The organism is Actinomadura sp. CNU-125 (genome assembly GCF_001942465.1).
In the GTDB taxonomy this organism is placed as follows: Bacteria; Actinomycetota; Actinomycetes; order Streptosporangiales; family Streptosporangiaceae; genus Spirillospora.
On record NZ_MKJY01000016.1, the window covers coordinates 1 to 19100 of the forward strand.

19 protein-coding genes and 1 pseudogene are annotated in these 19100 nt (G+C 71.8%); 9 read left to right on the plus strand and 11 right to left on the minus strand.

The window, feature by feature from the left end; all coding sequences use genetic code 11:
- From BJF79_RS02470 to purS, 4 genes and pseudogenes are all read right to left on the minus strand, one after another.
- Positions 1-293: pseudogene (locus BJF79_RS02470) on the minus strand (hypothetical protein); the annotation flags it as partial.
- Entirely contained in the window at positions 290-970 is a 681-nt protein-coding gene (purQ, locus tag BJF79_RS02475; RefSeq protein WP_075894801.1) for a phosphoribosylformylglycinamidine synthase subunit PurQ, read from the minus strand. The gene purQ and the pseudogene BJF79_RS02470, both read right to left, overlap by 4 nt.
- Before the next feature lie 98 nt (positions 971-1068).
- Entirely contained in the window at positions 1069-1452 is a 384-nt protein-coding gene (locus tag BJF79_RS02480) for an ATP-binding protein (RefSeq protein ID WP_262401429.1), read from the minus strand.
- Between the two features lie 294 nt (positions 1453-1746).
- Entirely contained in the window at positions 1747-1989 is a 243-nt protein-coding gene (gene purS, locus BJF79_RS02485) for a phosphoribosylformylglycinamidine synthase subunit PurS (protein WP_075894802.1), read from the minus strand.
- Positions 1990-2088: 99 nt separating this feature from the next.
- On the opposite strand from purS, the gene BJF79_RS02490 reads away from it, so the two are divergent.
- From BJF79_RS02490 to BJF79_RS02525, 8 genes are all read left to right on the plus strand, one after another.
- Positions 2089-3708: a hypothetical protein gene (locus BJF79_RS02490; RefSeq protein WP_075894803.1), complete on the plus strand. Its 1620-nt coding sequence runs from the start codon at positions 2089-2091 to the stop codon at positions 3706-3708.
- Between the two features lie 214 nt (positions 3709-3922).
- Positions 3923-5056: a pyruvate dehydrogenase (acetyl-transferring) E1 component subunit alpha gene (pdhA, locus tag BJF79_RS02495; RefSeq protein ID WP_075894804.1), complete on the plus strand. Its 1134-nt coding sequence runs from the start codon at positions 3923-3925 to the stop codon at positions 5054-5056.
- Positions 5053-6042 carry an alpha-ketoacid dehydrogenase subunit beta gene (locus BJF79_RS02500; protein ID WP_075894805.1) on the plus strand — a complete coding sequence of 330 codons (990 nt, stop codon included), beginning with the start codon at positions 5053-5055 and terminating at the stop codon, positions 6040-6042. Before pdhA ends, BJF79_RS02500 begins: the two co-directional genes overlap by 4 nt.
- A gap of 5 nt (positions 6043-6047) precedes the next feature.
- Positions 6048-7364: a dihydrolipoamide acetyltransferase family protein gene (locus BJF79_RS02505; protein WP_075894806.1), complete on the plus strand. Its 1317-nt coding sequence runs from the start codon at positions 6048-6050 to the stop codon at positions 7362-7364.
- Positions 7365-7722: 358 nt separating this feature from the next.
- Entirely contained in the window at positions 7723-8079 is a 357-nt protein-coding gene (locus tag BJF79_RS02510) for a hypothetical protein (RefSeq protein ID WP_075894816.1), read from the plus strand.
- Complete coding sequence (locus BJF79_RS02515) at positions 8076-8753, plus strand: NmrA family NAD(P)-binding protein (protein ID WP_262401432.1); 678 nt, start codon at positions 8076-8078, stop codon at positions 8751-8753. The genes BJF79_RS02510 and BJF79_RS02515 overlap by 4 nt, the downstream gene beginning before the upstream one ends.
- A 143-nt stretch (positions 8754-8896) precedes the next feature.
- Positions 8897-10414 carry an SDR family oxidoreductase gene (locus tag BJF79_RS02520; RefSeq protein WP_075894807.1) on the plus strand — a complete coding sequence of 506 codons (1518 nt, stop codon included), beginning with the start codon at positions 8897-8899 and terminating at the stop codon, positions 10412-10414.
- Positions 10415-10423: 9 nt separating this feature from the next.
- Positions 10424-10873 carry a hypothetical protein gene (locus BJF79_RS02525; RefSeq protein WP_075894808.1) on the plus strand — a complete coding sequence of 150 codons (450 nt, stop codon included), beginning with the start codon at positions 10424-10426 and terminating at the stop codon, positions 10871-10873.
- 25 nt (positions 10874-10898) lie between these two features.
- On the opposite strand, the gene BJF79_RS02530 is transcribed toward BJF79_RS02525, so the two are convergent.
- The 6 genes from BJF79_RS02530 to BJF79_RS50410 form a co-directional block, all read right to left on the minus strand.
- On the minus strand, positions 10899-12083 hold the full coding sequence (locus tag BJF79_RS02530; protein ID WP_075894809.1) for a hypothetical protein: 1185 nt from the start codon (positions 12081-12083) through the stop codon (positions 10899-10901).
- Positions 12080-13336, minus strand: a complete 1257-nt coding sequence (locus BJF79_RS02535) for a hypothetical protein (RefSeq protein WP_143219646.1) — start codon at positions 13334-13336, stop codon at positions 12080-12082. The genes BJF79_RS02530 and BJF79_RS02535 overlap by 4 nt, the downstream gene beginning before the upstream one ends.
- A gap of 204 nt (positions 13337-13540) precedes the next feature.
- A complete protein-coding gene (locus BJF79_RS02540; protein WP_075894811.1) occupies positions 13541-14362 on the minus strand; it encodes an ABC transporter ATP-binding protein in 822 nt (273 codons plus the stop codon).
- Complete coding sequence (locus BJF79_RS02545) at positions 14359-15159, minus strand: FecCD family ABC transporter permease (protein ID WP_262401430.1); 801 nt, start codon at positions 15157-15159, stop codon at positions 14359-14361. The genes BJF79_RS02540 and BJF79_RS02545 overlap by 4 nt, the downstream gene beginning before the upstream one ends.
- 259 nt (positions 15160-15418) lie before the next feature.
- Positions 15419-16462: a FecCD family ABC transporter permease gene (locus BJF79_RS02550; RefSeq protein ID WP_075894812.1), complete on the minus strand. Its 1044-nt coding sequence runs from the start codon at positions 16460-16462 to the stop codon at positions 15419-15421.
- A 27-nt stretch (positions 16463-16489) separates the two neighbouring features.
- Positions 16490-16702, minus strand: coding sequence for a toxin-antitoxin system HicB family antitoxin (locus tag BJF79_RS50410; protein ID WP_143219647.1), 213 nt, complete (start codon positions 16700-16702; stop codon positions 16490-16492).
- Between the two features lie 50 nt (positions 16703-16752).
- On the opposite strand from BJF79_RS50410, the gene BJF79_RS02560 reads away from it, so the two are divergent.
- On the plus strand, positions 16753-17958 hold the full coding sequence (locus tag BJF79_RS02560) for an RNA-guided endonuclease InsQ/TnpB family protein (RefSeq protein WP_075894814.1): 1206 nt from the start codon (positions 16753-16755) through the stop codon (positions 17956-17958).
- Positions 17959-18208: 250 nt separating this feature from the next.
- On the opposite strand, the gene BJF79_RS02565 is transcribed toward BJF79_RS02560, so the two are convergent.
- Entirely contained in the window at positions 18209-19060 is an 852-nt protein-coding gene (locus BJF79_RS02565; protein ID WP_262401431.1) for an ABC transporter substrate-binding protein, read from the minus strand.
- Positions 19061-19100: the final 40 nt, after the last annotated feature.

The following is a 19100-nucleotide window of genomic DNA, read 5'->3' on the forward strand; positions in this document are numbered from 1 at the left end:
GCCGGGACGGGCTCGACGCCGGGGCCGACGCCGGGGACGGGCGCGCCGGGTTCGGCGACCGGGCCGGGTTCCACCGCGGCGGACGCCTCGGGCGCCGGTTCGCCGGGCACCTGCGCGTGCTCGTCGTCGTCCTCGGCGATGGCGGCCTCGAAAGCCTGGGTGACCGACGGGTCGACCGGCTGCAGCTCTGGGTCGTCGGCGTCGGAGCTCAGCTCGGCGAGCCACTCCAGCGAGGGCTCGTCGGAGTTGTCCCGGGCTTTGCGCTCGGAAACGTCGTGCCGTTGCTCGCTCATGCGTTGACCAGTCTCTTGACGATCGAGGTGAAGAAGCCGAGCCCGTCGGTGGACGGGCCGGTCAGTGACTCCACGGCGTGTTCGGGGTGCGGCATGAGCCCCACCACGTTGCCGGCCTCGTTGGTGATCCCGGCGATGTCGTCGAGGGAGCCGTTGGGGTTCAGGTCGACGTACCGGGCGACGATGCGGCCGGATTCGGCCAGCTCGTTCAGCGTCTCCCGGTCGGCGGTGTACCGTCCGTCGGCGTTCTTGATCGGGATGACCAGTTCCTGGCCCTCGCGGTACTCGCTCGTCCAAGGGGTTCCGGTGTTCTCGACCCGCAACCGCTGGTCACGGCAGACGAAGTGCAGTCCCGCGTTCGGCAGCAGCGCGCCGGGCAGCAGGTGCGACTCGCAGAGCACCTGGAAGCCGTTGCAGATGCCGAGCACGGGCAGGCCCGCGTTCGCCGCCGCGACCAGTTCGGTCATCAGCGGCGCGAAGCGGGCGATCGCCCCGGCCCGCAGGTAGTCCCCGTAGGAGAACCCCCCGGGCAGCACGACGGCGTCGACCCCTTGCAGGTCGTGGTCGCCGTGCCACAGGGCGACCGGCTCGGCTCCCGCGAGCCGGACCGCTCGTGCTGCGTCTTTGTCGTCAAGGGAACCTGGGAAGGTGATGACCCCAACCCGGGCAGCGTCCATCTCTTCTGTTCCTCCGAAATGAGGTGCGGCCGCGGACGGTCGGGTGGTCTCCGTCGATCACCGCTGCGCGTCGCATATCCCCCCGCGCGCGTACCAATCTACCCGGCACTCGTCATGAGCCGGTCGTCCGGGCGGTGAACCAGCGCCCCGTCTCGCCAGGTCAGCCGCTTCCGCATGTGGACGACGGTGCCCCGATCGGGCACGTGGTCGATGTCGAGGTCGTCCACCAGCGCGCGCATGATCCTAATCCCGCGCCCGCTTTCGCTCAAAACGCCGCGGTCGGCGGGGGCCGGTCGCGGGCCGCGGCCGCGGTCGGCGATCTCCAGTTCGCAGACGGACGCGTCGACCCGCGCGGCGACCCGGTAGTCGCCGGGCGCGCGGGAGTGCCGGATCACGTTCGTGCACGCCTCCGAGGCGGCGACGAGGACGTCGTCGACGCAGTCGTCCGTCGCGCCCAGCCCGCGCAGCGCGTCGCCGATCAACCGCCGGATCAGCGGGACGGTCGGCGCTCGCGGGGCAGCGCGAGGGTGAACGTCACATCCACCGTGACACCTCGTGTCATGCCCCGGCTCGCTCGGACGTCCCCCGTCCCCGGAGCGTGTTCGAAGACTCGGCCGCAGGTAAGGCTTCCCGCGCGGAAACTCGCGTAATCGCCACACCGGCGGTTCTTTGCGTGAATCCTCGGTGTCGAGGTCAATCGATCACGGGAATTGGAGCGTGCCGGAACGTGCGGATCAGCGTGCGGATCATCGAAGCGGCATTTCCGCCATTCCGGGTCAGAGGACCCGAACCTCGAAGTTCTCGATCACCGGGTTCGCCAGCAGCGTCCCGGCGATCTCGCGGACCCGCTCCAGCGCCGCGTCGTCGGCCTCGCCCTCCAGCTCGACCTCGAACCGCTTGCCCTGGCGGACCGCGACGACGCCGTCGAACCCGAGCTGCGGCAGCTTCCGGGCGATCGCCTGCCCCTGCGGGTCGAGGATCTCCGGCTTGAGCATGACGTCGACGACGACACGCGCCACGATCGCCCCCTCACTGATCTGCGATTTTCCTGACGCACTGAAGCGTACGGCACCATTGCAGGCACAGCCCACCGTCCCCCCGGACCACCGGAGCCGATTGTGAACATCGAGGACCTGTCGCCGTCCGAACGCCGCCTGTGGGAGGCGTTCCCGAAAGGCGAGCTCGTCGATCTGTCCTCCGGGGACCCGGCGCTGGACGATCCGGGCCAGGCGGGCCGCTGGGGCCACGACCGGCTGATCCGGGCCGAGGTGCTGGTCGCGCTGCTCGCGGGGGCCGTCCCGCCCGAGCCCGGGCACGTCGCGGCCGTCCGGCTGAACGGCGCGCGCGTCTTCGGGTCGCTGAACCTCGGGCACGCGTCCGTCGAGGTCCCGCTGGCGCTGACCGGCTGCGCGTTCGACGAGGCGCCGCACCTGTACTGGGCGAGCATGAACAGCGTGCACATGATGCGCTGCCGGCTGCCGGGGCTGGTGGCGTCCGGCACCCGCGTCGACGGGCACCTGTGGCTGGAGGGCAGCCACATCTACGGCGGCCTGTGGCTGGACGGCGCGAACGTGACCGGCATCCTGAACATGTCGGGCGTCCAGCTCGCCAACCCGGACGGCGACGCGCTGCTGGCCGACCGGCTGACGGTCGAGGCGAACGTGTACTGCGACCAGGGGTTCGCCGCGAACGGCGAGGTGCGGCTGCCGGGCGCGCGGATCGGCGGGCAGCTGATCTTCCGGAAGGCGCGGCTGCACAATCCGGGCGGCGCCGCGCTGACCGCGAGCCGGCTGGACGTCGCCGCGAACGTGTTCTGCGACGGCGGGTTCACCGCCGAGGGCGAGGTGCGGCTGCGCGGCGCCCGCGTCGGCGGCTACCTGTCGTTCGTCGGCGCGCGCCTGGTCAACAAGGGACGGACGGCGCTGAACTGCGACGACCTCGGCGTGGAGAACGACGTGTACTGCTCGGACGGGTTCGTCGCCGAGGGCGCGGTGTCGTTCAACGGGGCGCGCGTCACCGGTCAGCTCAGCCTGAGCGAGGCCCGGCTGATCAACCCGGACGGGACGGCGCTCAGCCTCCAGCGCGTCCAGGCGGAGGAGGTGCTGCTGCGCCCCGCCGAGCCGATCCGGGGCGTCGCGGACCTGTCGTACGCGCGCATCAACCTGCTGCGGGACGCGGCGGACACGTGGGCGGAGCGACTCCAACTGGACGGGCTGCAGTACGAGACGCTGGACCCGCCGATGACCGCGAAGGAGCGGCTCGGCTGGCTGCGCCGCGACACCGACGGGTACGCGCCGCAGCCGTACGAGCGGCTGGCGCAGACGTACCGGTCGCTGGGCCTGGACGCGGACGGGCGGTCGGTGCTGCTCGCGAAGGCCCGGGACCGCAGGGCGACCCAGGGCGTCCTCCGCAAGACGATCGGCTGGACGCAGGACGGCCTGGTCGGCTACGGCTACCGGCCGTTCCGGGCGGCGAGCTGGCTGATCACGCTGCTGGTGTTCGGGACGATCGTGTTCGCGATCAGCCCGCCCCACAAGCTGAACTCCGACGACACCCCGCACTTCAACGCGTTCTTCTACACGCTCGACCTGATCCTCCCGATCGGCACGCTCGGCCAGGAGGCGGTCTTCGCGCCGGAGGGCGTCAACCAGTGGATCGCGAACTTCATCGTCGCGGCGGGCCTGGTGCTCGGCCTGACGGTCGCGGCGGGCGTCACGCGCGTCCTGTCGCGAGAGTGACCGGACGGTAGCGGACGGGCGCGGCCGCGGCGGCGGCCGCGGATCATCGGGCCTCGATCGGGTAGAGATCCACCAGGCGGGACTTGCGACGCGGGGTGTGATGTCTGCCACGATGGCGTTAGCGGCCTTTGCCCCCGACCCGGGGTAAGAGGTCACTGACCCCGGCCGGCGTGCGGCGATCCCGCGTTCCGGCCCCGAACGAGGAGTTTCATCGATGACGATCGACTCCGTGCGAGGCGCGCCGGCCACCGCCGCGACCGCCGAGCCAGAGCCCGTCCGGCTGCTCACCCCCGAGGGCGAGCGCGTCGAGCACCCCGACTACCCCCTGGACCTGACCGCGGACGACGTCCGCGCGCTCTACCGCGACCTGGTGATCACCCGGCGCATCGACCGGGAGGCCGTGGCGCTGACCCGGCAGGGCGAGCTGGGCCTGTGGGCGTCGCTGCTCGGGCAGGAAGCGGCGCAGATCGGTTCCGGCCGCGCCCTCACCGACCACGACATGGTGTTCCCGACGTACCGGGAGCACGGCGTCGCGTGGTGCCGCGACGTGGACCCGCTCAACCTCCTCGGCCTGTTCCGGGGCGTCAACCACGGCGGCTGGGACCCGGCCGAGCACGGCTTCCACCTCTACACCGTCGTGATCGGCAGCCAGACGCTGCACGCGACCGGCTACGCGATGGGGATCCAGCGGGACGGCGTCCTCGGCTCGCCGTCGGCGGGCGCCGCGATCGCCTACTTCGGCGACGGCGCCACCTCGCAGGGCGACGTGAACGAGGCGTTCGTGTTCGCCTCGGTGTTCAACGCCCCGATCGTGTTCTTCTGCCAGAACAACCAGTGGGCCATTTCCGAGCCGCTGGAGAAGCAGTCCCGCATTCCCCTCTACAAGCGCGCACAGGGATACGGGTTCCCGGGCGTCCGCGTGGACGGCAACGACGTGTTCGCCTGCCTCGCCGTCACCCGCAAGGCCCTGGAGGCCGCCCGTACCGGGCAGGGCCCGATGCTCATCGAGGCGTACACGTACCGGATGGGCGCCCACACCACCACGGACGACCCGACGCGCTACCGGTTGAAGGCCGAAGAGGAGTCCTGGAAGCTCAAGGACCCGATCGAGCGCGTCAAGGCGTACCTGACCCGCGGCGACCTCGCCGACGCCGCGTTCTTCGACGGCGTCGAGGACGAGGCGAAGGACATCGCCGCCGAACTCCGCAAGGGCTGCCTGGCCATGCCCGACCCCCAGCCGCTGTCGATGTTCGAGCACGTGTACGCCGACCGGCACGCCCTGATGACCGAGGAGCAGGAGAAGTTCGCCGCCTACCTGGCGTCGTTCGAGGAAGAGGTCGCGTCATGAGCGCCGAGACCCTGACGCTGGGCAAGGCCATCAACACCGGCCTGCGCAAGGCCATGGAGAACGACCCGAAGGTCCTCGTGATGGGCGAGGACGTCGGGAAGCTCGGCGGCGTGTTCCGCATCACGGACGGCCTGCAGAAGGACTTCGGCGAGGAGCGGGTCATCGACACCCCGCTCGCTGAGTCGGGCATTGTTGGAACCGCGATCGGCCTCGCCCTGCGCGGCTACCGTCCGGTCGTCGAGATCCAGTTCGACGGGTTCGTGTTCCCCGCCGCCGACCAGATCATCACGCAGCTCGCGAAGATGCGGATGCGGTCGCTCGGCGCGCTCGAACTCCCGGTCGTCATCCGCATCCCGTGCGGCGGCGGCATCGGCGCGGTCGAGCACCACTCCGAATCCCCCGAGGCGTACTTCACGCACACCGCCGGGCTCCGCGTGGTCGCCTGCTCGAACCCGCTGGACGCGTTCACGATGATCCAGCAGTCGATCACGTCCCCGGACCCGGTGATCTTCTTCGAGCCGAAGCGCCGCTACTGGGACAAGGCCGAGGTCGATGCCGGCGCCGACCCGTCCGGCTGGCCGGCGTTCGACGCCGCGCGCGTCGTCCGTCCGGGCGAGCACGCGACGGTGCTGGCGTACGGGCCGTCGGTGAAGACGTGCCTCGAAGCCGCCGCGGCCGCCGCCGAGGACGGCCGGTCCCTCGAAGTGATCGACCTGCGTTCGCTGAACCCCCTCGACATGGACGCGGTCGCCGACTCCGTCACCCGCACGGGCCGCTGCGTCGTCGTCCACGAGGCCCCCGTCTTCAACGGGTACGGCGCCGAACTGGCCGCGCGGATCACCGAACGGTGCTTCTACCGGCTCGAAGCGCCCGTGCTGCGCGTCGGCGGGTTCTCCACGCCGTACCCGCCGTCCCGGCTCGAAGACCACTACCTGCCCGACCTCGACCGCATCCTCGACGCGGTCGACCGGACCTTCGCGTGGTGACGCAAGTGACCGAACCCCAGCTCTTCAAGCTTCCGGACGTCGGAGAGGGCCTCACCGAGGCCGAGATCGTCAAGTGGCACGTGCAGCCGGGCGACACCGTCGAGATCAACCAGACGATCGTCGAGATCGAGACCGCGAAGGCCATCGTCGAACTCCCGTGCCCGTTCGAGGGCGTCGTCGCCGAACTCTTCGTCACCGAGGGCGAGACCGTGGACGTCGGCACGCCGATCATCGCGGTCGGCGCGGCGGGCGCCGCCGTCGCGACCCCGGTGTCCGAACCGCCCGCGCAGGCGGCGGCGCTCAGCGAGGCCGAGGCCGTCCCGACGGCGGACGAACCGGGCATGACGGCGCCCGACAAGCCGAAGCGCACGCCCGTCCTCGTGGGCTACGGGGTGAAGGAGGGATCGACCCGCCGCCGCGCCCGCAAGACGAACGGCGCGGCCCCGGCGCCCGCCCGTCCACAGCCTGTGGAAAACCGGCCGCTGGCCAAGCCGCCGGTCCGCAAGCTGGCCAAGGACCTGGGCGTGGACCTGTCCACGATCACCGGCTCGGGCCCGCAGGGCTCGATCACCCGCGACGACATCCGCGCAGCCCAGGCGCCCACCGCAACGAGCCCGCGCGAGGAGCGGATCCCGGTCAAGGGCGTCCGCAAGGCGACGGCCGCCGCCATGACCGCCTCCGCCTTCACCGCCCCGCACGTGACCGAGTTCCTCCAGGTCGACGTCACGCGCACCATGGACGCGGTCAAGCGCATCCGCGAACTCCCAGAGTTCGCGGACGTGAAGGTCTCCCCGCTCCTCCTCGTGGCGCGCGCGCTGCTCACCGCCGTCGCACGCCACCCGATGGTGAACGCGACGTGGGAAGAAACACCGTCCGGTGCGGAGATCGTCGTCAAGCGCTACGTGAACCTCGGCATCGCGGCCGCCACCGACCGCGGCCTCATCGTGCCGAAGATCAAGGAAGCGCAGGACCTCGACCTCCCGTCCCTCGCACGCGCGCTGAACGACCTGTCGGCGAAGGCCCGCGCGGGCAAGGCGTCCCCGGCGGACCTCTCGGACGGGACGATCACGATCACGAACGTCGGCGTGTTCGGCGTCGACACCGGCACCCCGATCATCACCCCCGGCGAAGCCGCGATCCTGGCCTTCGGCCAGGTCCGCGACATGCCGTGGGTCCACGAGGGCGAATTGGCGATCCGCAAGGTCACCACGCTGTCCCTCTCGTTCGACCACCGCATGGTCGACGGCGAACTCGGCTCCCGCGTCCTCCGCGACATCGGCGACATGCTGGAAGACCCCCTCCGCATGCTCGCCTGGAGCTAGCCCCGAGGAACCGGCCGGGGAGCCCCCCTCCCCGGCGGCCCCGTCAGGTCGCACGCGCCCCGCCTGATCCGCACCACGACCGTCCGCACCAATGAAATCTGCGCGGCGCATGCGGCACCGTAATGGCTGCGGAATACTCACATCAACGCTTTGATCACGTCCGAGATGAACCGAACAGAGGCATCGGGGGCCGGCGCGCCAGCCGGCGGATGCCCCACCGGTCTCGACGTGGACGACCGTCGACCGCACGCAAGCCCTTCTCGCTCGCTATAACGGCACCCGCGGCACGGCGACCCAATACGGTGTGCAAGTGATGGACCTGTATCGAGTCACACGATCTTCTACTACGAAACAGGTAATGGTCGGCGTGTACGCGGACAAGGGGCAAGCATGGAAGATTCCCGTCGCTCTGGGTATGAACTTCCTGCTCGGCATTCCGGCGATCGTTCCGATCTGGCTGCTCTGGTACGTCGCCGCCAATTGGCCCCTGGCCGCGGTGGGCCTGACCCAGAGATCGCCTACCGAGAATGACGGCTTGCTGCCGGCCCTCGCTCTCCTGGTCCCGATCGTCGGACTGTCCATCTCAGTGTGGTGGCTCGCCAACCGTGCCGTCGCTCGGGGTACCCGGTCGCACCGCTGGACCTACTGGACGGTCTGCGCGGTGACGACGCTGCTTCCGACTGCCCTGTCCATGGTGGCTGCAACTCTCCGCTGAAAGGAAGCGTCGGGCGGAAGCCCCGGTGCCGGGCTCGACCGTCGACGGCCGGACCCGGCCCGTCAGGGTCCGACGAGGAGGTCGCGCAGGGCCGCCTGCTCGCCGACACCGCCGCCCGCCTCGACGTCCACCTGGTGTACTCGTCGGTGAAGGGCACCGACCGGCTGGCCGACAGCAAGCAGCTCATCGAGGCGTACCTGCGCGAGCAGCCGGTGCGCGCGACGGTGCTCGGCCCGGTGTACTTCATTGAGAACGCCCTCAACCTCGGCTTCAGCCGACTCGGCGACGGCGTGCTCGCCTGCCCGCTGACGCCGGGCAAGCCGCTCGACCAGGTGAGCGTCCTCGACATCGCCGGGATGGCCGTGCACGCCGTCGAGAACCCGGACGCGCTCATCGGCGAGCGGATCGACATCGCGTCCGATCGCGTCACCGGGCAGGAGGCGGCCCGGATCCTGAGCGAGGTGCTCGGCCGGGAGATCCCCTACCAGCAGATGCCGCTCGACATGGTGCGGCAGTGGGCCGGTGAGGAAGTGGCCACGATGTTCGAGAACTTCGAGAACAACACCGATTTCCTCGACCTTGAGGCCCTGCACACCCGCTACCCCGACGTGCACTGGCACGGCTACGCCGACTGGGCCAAGACGGTGGACTGGGACCGTGTCCTCGCCGACTAGCCCCGCCGGCGTCCCCTCCTGATGTTGATCTGCGGCGTGTTGCCCTTATGGGCGCCCGAGTTCGGGCAACACGCCGCAGGTCAACGGGACTTGGGGCTGGCCCTGGGCGCTTTCGCGTTGAGGTGGTGGGTAGGCCACGCGACGTGGACGAACGTGCGGGCGTCGCGCGGGGGCGGCTCTGCCTGGTGACCGGGGCGACCGGGTACATCGGGGGACGGCTGGTGCCGGAACTGCTGGACGCGGGTCACCGGGTGCGGTGCATGGTCCGATCGGCCCGCCGGTTGCGCGATCTCCCGTGGGCCGGGCGGGTGGAGATCGTCGAGGCGGACGCCACCGACCCGGAGTCGACCAGGCGGGCCCTCGCCGGAACGGACGTCGCGTACTACCTGATCCACGCGATCGGCGGCGGCCGCGGCTTCGCCGAGACCGACCGCCGCGCCGCCCGGACCTTCGCGGACGCCGCCCGCGAGACCGGTGTGGGACGCCTGGTGTACCTCGGCGGCATGGACCCCGAGGAGGATCTGTCGCCGCATCTGCGGTCGCGTGCCGAAGTCGGGCGGATCCTGCTGGAGGGCGGCGTCCCGGCGGTGTGGCTGCGCGCGGCGGTGATCATCGGTTCGGGATCGGCGTCGTTCGAGATGCTGCGGTACCTGACCGAGCGGCTGCCGGTGATGGTCACGCCGCGGTGGGTGCGCACGCTCATCCAGCCGATCGCGATCCGGGACGTCCTGCACTACCTCGTGGCGGCCGCGGACCTGCCCGCCGAGGTGAACCGGGGCTTCGACATCGGCGGCCCGGACGTCCTGACCTACGCCGAGATGATGCACCGGTACGCGGCGGTGGCCGGGCTGCGGCGGCGGCTCATCGTCCCGGTCCCGGTGCTGAGCCCGTGGCTGTCGAGCCTGTGGATGGGCGCCATCACGCCCGTGCCCGGCGGCCTCGCGCGTCCGCTGGTGGAGTCGCTGCGCAACGAGGTGGTGTGCACCGAGAACGACATCGCCGGGTACGTCGCGCCGCCGCCGGACGGGCCGACCGGCTTCGACCGTTCCGTGGAGCTGGCGCTGCGCCGGATCCGGGAGGCCGACGTCGCCACGCGCTGGTCGTCCGCGAGCGTCCCCGGCGCGCCCAGCGACCCGCTGCCGACCGACCCGGGCTGGGCGGGCGGCAGCCTCTACACCGACGAGCGGACGGCCCGTACGGACGCGCCCCCGGAGCGGCTGTGGGAGATCGTCGAGGGCATCGGCGGGACCCGCGGCTGGTACTCGTTCCCGCTGGCGTGGCGGGCCCGGGGCGTCATCGACCGGCTGGTCGGCGGGGTGGGGCTGCGGCGCGGCCGCCGGGACCCGCGGCGGCTGCGGATCGGGGAGACGCTGGACTTCTGGCGGGTGGAGGAGATCGAGCCGGGGCGGCTGCTGCGGCTCCGCGCCGAGATGCGGCTGCCGGGTCTGGCGTGGCTGGAGCTGACCGTCCGCGCGGACGGCGGCGGCGCCGTCCTCGCGCAGCGTGCGCTGTTCCACCCGCGCGGGCTGGCCGGTCACGCGTACTGGTGGGCGTTCCGGCCGTTCCACGACCGGGTCTTCAGCGGGATGTGCGGCGGCATCGCCCGCGCCGCCGAAGCGGAACCCGCCGGACGTCCGCACGATGCGGCGCGCAGCGGGTAGGAGCCGGGCATGACCGACGATGCCGATCCCGGCGACCGGCCCGCGCCGCGTCACCGCAGGCCGGACGGTGCGTGCGACGCGGCCGTCGCCGCCGCGGGCCGGATCTCCGAGGCGCTGGAGACCACCGAACGCGCCCGCGGGCACCTGTACACGTTCCACCAGCTGACCGGACACGCCGACGCGCAACTCGACGAGGCCGTGGCCCTGCTGCGTGCCGCGGGGCACCACGAGCTGGCCGACCGGACGGCGACCGAGCTCATCGGCCGCAACGTCGTCCCCGGCCACTGGACCTTCCAGCTCGTCGAGGAGTACGACGAGGGCTACTACCGGGTGTTCCGGCAGTTGGAGCGGGACGTGCGGGACGCGCTGACGGCCGGGCGCACGCACGTGTACGAGGCGGAGATGAAGGAACGGCGCCGCACCCCGGGCCTGCCCGGGCACGAGGCCGCCCCCGGCTGAGGACGGCCGGGGGCGGCGCCGCGGGTCAGTCGGTGGAGAGCGCCTCCGCGAGGTCCTGGGCCGCCGCGTACGCGCCGCGCAACGCGAGCCGTCCGTCGAGGGGCTCGTGCTCGCCGCTCTCCGCGTACGTGATCTCGGCCAGCACGTTGCCGTCCCGGAAGACGATCGTTGCCGGGACGACGCCCGGGACGTGCGCGGCGAACGCCTGGTCACCGAGGTCCCGGACGGGGAGGAAGCGCTTCCGGTCGTGCACGCTGAGCGTCTCCTCGGCCTGCGCGTCCAGGTAGCGGATCTCGTACTGCCGGACGGCCTGCCGCGTCCCGTCGATCAGGTCCGTGCCCGGCAGGACGCTCACGGAGACCTGAAGTTCGCGTTCGGACGAGAGCCAGGTGCAACCGCGGCCTTCCGCGCCCTCGACGGGGAGACCGCCGCTCGCCGGGAAACCGACGCTGACGCCGACGTCCTCCTCCCGCATCAACCGGTCCAGGGTTCCGCCGGACACGGACGAGCAGACGTCGGGAATCGTGCGCGCCGGGGTCGGCCGCGGGGCGGGCGCGATCGCCGGACGCGCGGGCCGCGCGCCCAGGCCGGTCACGATCTCCGCCGCGGCGGCGAACGCGGCCGCCCGCGCGGTCTCCTCGGGGAACGACGACTCGAAGTCGCGGTACTGGACGACGACCTGCGTGTTCCCGACGCGGGTCACGACCGTCGCTCCGGCGGACGCCGAGAACTGCAGGAGCGCCTCGTCGCCCAGCCCCGTGACGGCCTTCGGGGGCACGTCGGACCACTTCGGCGCGAACGCCGTCATGGCCCCGGAAACCGGGGAACGTCCGGGCGTCAGCGCCGTCGGATCCGGCGCGACGGACCGTCCGTTGAGCGGTGCGAGTTCGACGGACAGGAACCGGTCCTCCTTCTCGTCCCTGCCCGACGACCACTCGCACGCCCCCAGGCTGCCGTCCTTCCACATCTGCGGATCGCGCACCAGCCGTTCGACGGTGGCGGCGGAGAGCCCGCAGGTCTTCGGGAGCGTCTCGGTGACGGGCCCGGCCGTGACCCGGCCGGGTCCGGCGGGCGGGTCGGGCAGCCCGTCGAGGGGTCCGGGTTCCGGGGTCGCCCGCACCAGGACGAGCGCGACGATGAGCACCAGGGCGGCCGCGAACGCTTCGGCCGTCAGCTCCGCCCGGCCCGGACGCGGCGGTCGTGCGATCATGATTCGAGCGACCTTTCCACCGCGACCGCGACCGTGTAGGCGCCGTCGATCAGCCCGTTCCCCCGCAGTTGCGTCGCGCCGTCCCGTCCCTTGTAGGCCACCTCGACCAGGACGTTGCCTTTCCGGAAGACCACCAGTCCCACTTCGCCTTCCCATGTGCCGCGCCCGCCCATGGTGACCGCGAACGCCCCGTCGCCCGGCCCTGCCAGCGGCTGGAAACCGGTGAACGTGTCGACCGTCGGAGACCTGCCGATGCGCTGGTTCCGGTAGAGACCCTCGAACTGCCGCGCCGCCGTGGACGCCCCTGCTCCCGGCACGCGCTCTTCGGCGATCCCGATCGAGACGGTGAGCGTGCGCGACGCCCCGGTCTCCGCGTACGGCGAAGAGCCGGCGTTCCACGCGCAGCCGTCGTAGGAGATCCCGGCCGCGGGGATCGTCGCGAGCAGGACGGGCCGCCCCCGCCGCTTGTCGCCGTCCCGGGCGACCTTGTCGACGGTCGCGGCGGGAACCGTGTCGCACGGCTTGGGCACCTTCCGCAGCGGCGGCGCGACCGGACGCCGCACCTCGCTCACCACCGGCCGCGCCGAGGTCCCCAGGCTCTTCGCCGCCTCGGCGGCCGCCGCGAACGCTCCCTCCGTCGCGACCTTCTCCGAGATCGTCCGCTGCTCGCCGCGCACGGCGTCCCAGCCCCGGTAGCGGACGGACACGACGGCGTTCCCCACCCGGAACGCGACGCTCGCGCCTTCCATGTCGGTCGCCGCCGAGTAGTGGGCGACGGCCTCCTCGCCCAGCCCCTCGACGATCTTCGCCGGGCCGAGTACCTGCGTGAGGCCCGGCCCGCCCGTGCCCACCCACTGCATCGCCTCGGTGATCGGCGCCTGCCGTTCGCCCCTCGCCAGGTTGATCTCGACGTCGAGAACGCGCTCGTTCTTGAAGTCGCCCGTGCACCAGTCGCACTTGGCCTTGCCGTCGTCCAGCGAATACCACTGGCATCGCCCCGGGCCGCCCTCCCGGAAGACGCCGCCCTTCTCGGGGTCCGGGTCGGCCCCGGGCGCGAGCCTGGCCGCGGTCGCCTCCGACACCCCGCAGTCGTCGGGGATCTCGCTGACGGTCCGTCCGGCGGGAACCCGGTCGGCGCCCATGGGCGGCTTCAGGAACGGGCCGTCGGCGATACCGCCGGACCCGCCCGGCCCGGCTCCCGGCCCGGCTCCCGACCCGCCGGCCACGGCGATCGCGGCGCCGAGAACGAGCACGACCGCCACGATCGCGAGCGCGAATAACCTTCTTCGACCGGGAGGGAACCGGCGATCCGGCACGGCGGATTCGGAATCGGACACACGAACTCCAAAAGTCGGGGGGTGTCGATTCCGTTGGACCTCCGGTCCAAGACGGAGGTTCCGGTCCACTTCCGGCCACGCGTCACGCACCGCGCCGGGGCGCCGGGGCGCCGGGCCTCGTCAGCCCGGCGCGGTGATCTCCGCGCGGACGTTGTGGCGGCCGATGGGGAGCATCAGCGGACGGCCGGAGACGGGGTCCTCGATGATGCGGCTGTCGAGGTCGAAGACGGTGCGGACGGTGTCTTCGGTGAGGACCTCGGCGGGGGTGCCGGACGCGTGGACGTTCCCGTCGGCGAGGGCGATCAGGTGGTCGGCGTAGCGGGCGGCGAGGTTCAGGTCGTGCAGGACCATCACGATCGTGGTGCCGCGGGTGCCGTTGAGGTCGGTGAGCAGGTCGAGGACGTCGATCTGGTGGCTGGGGTCGAGGAAGGTGGTGGGCTCGTCGAGCAGGAGCAGGTCGGTCTGCTGGGCGAGCGCCATCGCGATCCAGACGCGCTGGCGCTGGCCGCCCGACAGTTCGTCGACGGCGCGGTCGGCGAGGTCGGTGGTGCGGGTGGCTTCGAGGGCGGCGGCGACGGCCTCGTCGTCCTTGCCGTTCCACCGGGCGAACATCCCCTGGTGGGGGTGGCGGCCGCGGGAGACGAGGTCGAGGACGGTGATGCCCTCGGGCGCGATCGGGGACTGCGGCAGCAGGCCGAGGGTGCGGGCGAGTTCCTTCGCGGGCATCCGGTGCACGAGCTTGCCGTCGAGGACGACCCGTCCCGTACGGGGCGCGAGGAGGCGGGACAGCGAGCGCAGCAGCGTCGACTTCCCGCAGGCGTTCGCGCCGACGACGACCGTGATCTCGCCGGGCGGGACGGTCAGGTCGAGGGATTCGACGACGACGCGGTCGCCGTAGCCGAGCGTGAGGCCCTCGGCGGCGAGGGAGTGGGACGTGGTCACAGCGAGCCTCCGGCACGGTGGGTGCGGACGATCAGGTAGACGAGGTAGGGCGCGCCGAGGACGCCGGTGACCACGCCGACCGGGTAGCGGACGTCGAACGCGAACTGGCCGACGAAGTCGGCGACGAGGACCAGCAGGGCGCCGACGAGCCCGGCGGGGACGAGGAGGGAACCGCCCGTCCCGATCAGCCGGGCCGCGATGGGGCCGGCCAGGAACGCCACGAACGCGATCGGGCCCGCGGCGGCGGTGGCGAACGCGATCAGCCCGACGGCGGCGACGATCACCGCGATGCGGGTGCGTTCGACGCGGACGCCGAGCGCGGACGCGGTGTCGTCGCCGAGCTGCAGCGCCGACAGGTCGCGCGCGAGGAGCAGGAGGACGGGGCCGAGGACCAGCAGCGCGATCAGGGCGGGCACGACCTCCGCCCAGGTCGTCCCGTTGAGGCTGCCGGTCAGCCAGCGGGCCGCTTCCTGCATGTCCCACTCCCCCGCCCGGGACAGGACGTAGGAGGTGACGCTGTCGCCGATGGCGGCGATCCCGATGCCGATCAGGATGAGCCGCATGCCGACGACGCCGTCCCGGAACGCCAGGACGTACATCAGCAGGGCGACGGCGAGGGACGCGACGATCGCGAAGATCGACACCTGGGTGCCGCCGAGGCCGAACACGACGATCGCGACGGCCGCGGCCGCGCTCGCGCCGGAGCTGATGCCGATGATGTCGGGGCTCGCGAGGGGGTTGCGCAGCATCGTCTGGAACGTGACGCCGCCCAGGCCGAACGCGGCTCCGGCGGCCACCGCGAGGACGGCCCGGGGCAGCCGGAGCGCCCCACCGTGAAGGACGCGCCGGGCACCTGCTCGCCGAAGATCACGCGGAGCACGTCGCCCGGCGGGTAGAACGACTGCCCGACCATCAGGGAGACGGCGAACCCGGCGGCGACGAGCGCGGCGAGCGTCCCGATGACGAGGCGCGCCGGGACGCGCGCCCTGCGGCGGCCGCGGGCGACGGCCGCGACGGCGGACGGTGCGACGGCGGCGGGGGCCGGGGCCGGGGCGGTCACAGCTCACGCACCTTCTGACGTCGGACGATGTGGATGAAGAACGGTGCGCCGAGGATCGCGGTGACGATGCCGACCTCGATGTCCTGCGGCCGCGCGATCACGCGTCCGACGACGTCGGAGAAGGTGAGCAGCGACGCGCCGACGAGGACCGTGGACGGCAGCAGCCAGCGGTGGTCGACGCCGACGAGCATCCGGCAGGCGTGCGGGACGAGCAGCCCGACGAACGCGATCGGGCCCGCGACGGCGGTCGACGCGCCGCACAGGATCACGGCGCCGAGCGCGGCCGTGGCGCGGATGACGGCGACGCGCTCGCCGAGCCCGGCCGCGACGTCGTCGCCGAGCGCCAGCGAGTTCAGGCCGCGCGCGGACAGCAGGCAGATCGCGAACCCGACGAGCAGGAACGGCAGCACCTGCCCGATGCGCTCGTAGGAGCCGCTGCCGACGCCGCCGACCTGCCAGAGCCGAAAGCCTCCGGCGATGTCGTTGCGGGGCAGGACGACGGCGCTGACCAGCGACGCGAACGCGGCGGACGTGGCGGCCCCGGCGAGCGCGACCTTGAGCGGCGTGGCGCCGCCCCGGCCGAGGGACCCGACGGTGTAGACGAACACGGCCGCGGCGGCGGCGCCGGCCATCGCGACCCAGATGTAGGCGGTCGGCGAGGTGAGGCCGAAGAACGCGACGGCGGTGACGACGGCGAGCGACGCGCCCATGTTGACGCCGAGGATGCCCGGGTCGGCGAGCGGGTTGCGGGTCACGCCCTGCATGACGGTGCCGGACAGGGCGAGCGCCGCGCCGATCAGCACCGCGAGCAGGGTGCGCGGGATCCGCTTGGCGACGGCCGCCTCCTCGATGGTGCCCTGCGCGCCGCCGAGCGCGGCCCAGACGTCGGTCCAGGCGACGCCGCGCGAGCCGAACACGACGGACGCGAGCATCGCGGCGGCCAGCACGGCGACCGCGGCGAGCAGCCACAGGACGCGCACGCGCGCCGGACGCCGCACGATGGCGGCGTCCGGCGGGCGTTCGGTGTCGACCGTCGTCACCTGATCTCCCGGAGAATGCTCCGGCCTTCAGGCCAAAGAGGAATCCGGTCCCCCGTGCAGCGGGGCAGGGAAAGCCGATCGGCCCCTGGGCGGATCGGCGTCGCCCCCGGCGCCGCCGATGGCGGTCTCCAGCAGGTAGACGATCTCGGCGTTGAGAGAGCGCCGGTCCCGTGCAGCCTGCTCGACCAGGCGGACGTGGACATCTGCGGGGATTCGCAGCGTGATGCGCTTGTCATCCATGACCTCATAGTAGCGACACGAACACATAGAGATAGTGTACGGTCAGTGACATGACGACATCGGAATGCCACGAGCGCGACACCGGGAGTGCCCGGTTCGGCTACCGGCTTCGGCTGTCGTCGACCGCCGAGCGGGCGCTGCTGGCCGAGTGGGACCGCTGCCGTTGGACCTGGAACGAATGCGTTGCCCAGTCCAAGGCCGCGTTCGCAGCCGGGCAGACGTGCGGCCCGGCGCGGCTGGACAAGATGCTGACCGGGTGGCGCGCCGAACGGCGGTGGCTGCGCAAGGGCGCGTCGGTGCCGCAGCAGCAGACCATCCGCGATTTCGGCAGATCGCGGGCCAAAGCGCTCAAGGACATCGCCGAAGGTACGCCGGCCGGACAGCGGGCGGGGATGCCGCGTTTCAAGAAGCGGGATCTGGCCGACCCGACGATGAACTACACCCGGCGCGGGTTCCGCCTCAAGAGCGGGCGCCTGCACCTGGCCGGGGGCATCGAAGCGGTGGTGGTGTGGTCGCGGGACCTGCCCGCCGACCCGTCCTCGGTGCGGATCCACCGCGACTCCCTGGGGAACTGGTACGCCTCGTTCGTCGTGCCCGCGCAAGCCGAGCCGCTGCCCGCGACCGGCGGAGTGCTCGGTGTCGACTGGGGAGTGACCGAGACCGCGACGACCACCAGCGAGGATCACGACCTGCCGCACTCCGAACACGGAAAGAAAGCCCAGGCGCGCCTCGCGCACCACCAGCGGCAGATGGCACGGCGCCGCGTCCCCAAGGGCAAGAAGCAGACCAAGGGATACCGGCGGGCGCAGCAGTGGGCGGCCAAGGCGCACAAGAAGGTCGCCCGCCAGCGTCAGGACGACGCGCGCAAATGGGCCAAGAAAGTGATGCGCGACCACGACGCGATCGCGGTCGAGGACTTCCGCCCCAAGTTCCTCGCCCGCTCGACGATGGCGCGCAAGGCCGCCGACGCGGCGATCGGCGAGACCAGGAAGGCCCTGATCGAGATGGGCCGCAAACACTGCCGGGACGTCCGCCTGGTGGACCCGGCGCACACCACGATGGACTGCGGCGACTGCGGTGCCAGAGCCAAGCACCGCCTGCCGTTGTCCGAACGCATCTACACCTGCACCGCGTGCGGAATGTCCCATCCTCGGGACAAGAATTCGGCGCGTGTGATGCTGGTCCGGGCGGGTCTGGACCCGGGCGGTGCCGATGGCGGAAGACCTCCTGCCCCGCCGGGGCAAGGGGCGGCCTGAGCCGTGAATCTCCGCAGTTCTCATGGTGGGAGGGGACTCCAAGAGTCCCCTCCCACCAGGGAGGAGAGCATTCAATTGACCTTGTCCGCGGCCTGGGCGAGGGCCTTGACGTAGTCCTCCAGGACCCACGAGATCGCCAGCGGGGTCGGGTTGGCGGCGGTACCGGCGGGCGTGGTGCCGGACATCAGGTACACCGAGCCGCGCTCGATCGCGGGGATCTTCGACAGCAGCGGGTCGTCGCTGATCTGCTTCAGCAGCTTGTCGTCGCCGTAGCCGATGATGATGTCGACGTCGTCGAACGCGTCGATCTGCTCGGAGCTGCGGGAGAGGGCGAACTTGTCGGTGCCCTTGGACGCTCGGCGATGCTGCCGGGGGTCGTCATCCCGAGGTCCTCGAAGAACAGGGTGCGGGTGTCGTGCGTGCTGTAGAAGCCGATCTCGCTGACGTCGTTCGGGTCCATGTGCGTCATGAACATCGCCGACTTGCCCTTGAGCTGCGGGTACTTCGCGACGGCGGCGGTGATCTCGCCCTCGATGCCCTTGATCAGCTTCTCGCCCTCGGCTTCGAGCCCGATGGCCTTGCTGTTGATCCGGATCACCTCGCGCCACGGCGTCGCCCAGGGGGCGTCGGGGTAGGCGACGACGGGCGCGATCTCGCTGAGGGTCGCGTAGTCCTCCTTGGTGAGGCCCGAGTACCCGGCGAGGATCACGTCCGGCTGCGTGTTCGCGACGGCCTCGAAGTCGATCCCGTCGGTCTCGTCGAACAGCACGGGCCGTTCGGCGCCGAGTTCTTTGAGCTTCTCGTCCACCCAGGGCAGGACGCCGTCGCCGTCGTCGTCGCCGAAGTTCGCGGCGGCCATGCCGACCGGGACGACGCCGAGGGCCAGCGGCACCTCGTGGTTGGCCCAGTTGACGGTCGCGACCCGTTCGGGCTTCTTCTCGATGGTGGTCGTTCCGAGCGCGTGCTCGATCGTCACCGGGAACGTTCCCGAGCCGCCGCCCGCGCTCTTTTCGGTGGTCTCCGACGAGTCGCCGCACCCCGTGAGGGCGCCCAGCAGGATGGCTGCGGCCGCGAGAATGCGCAGGCCAGGTGGACGTTTCAATCCGCACTCCACGTTAAGGATCCGCCACAAGCACCAACCT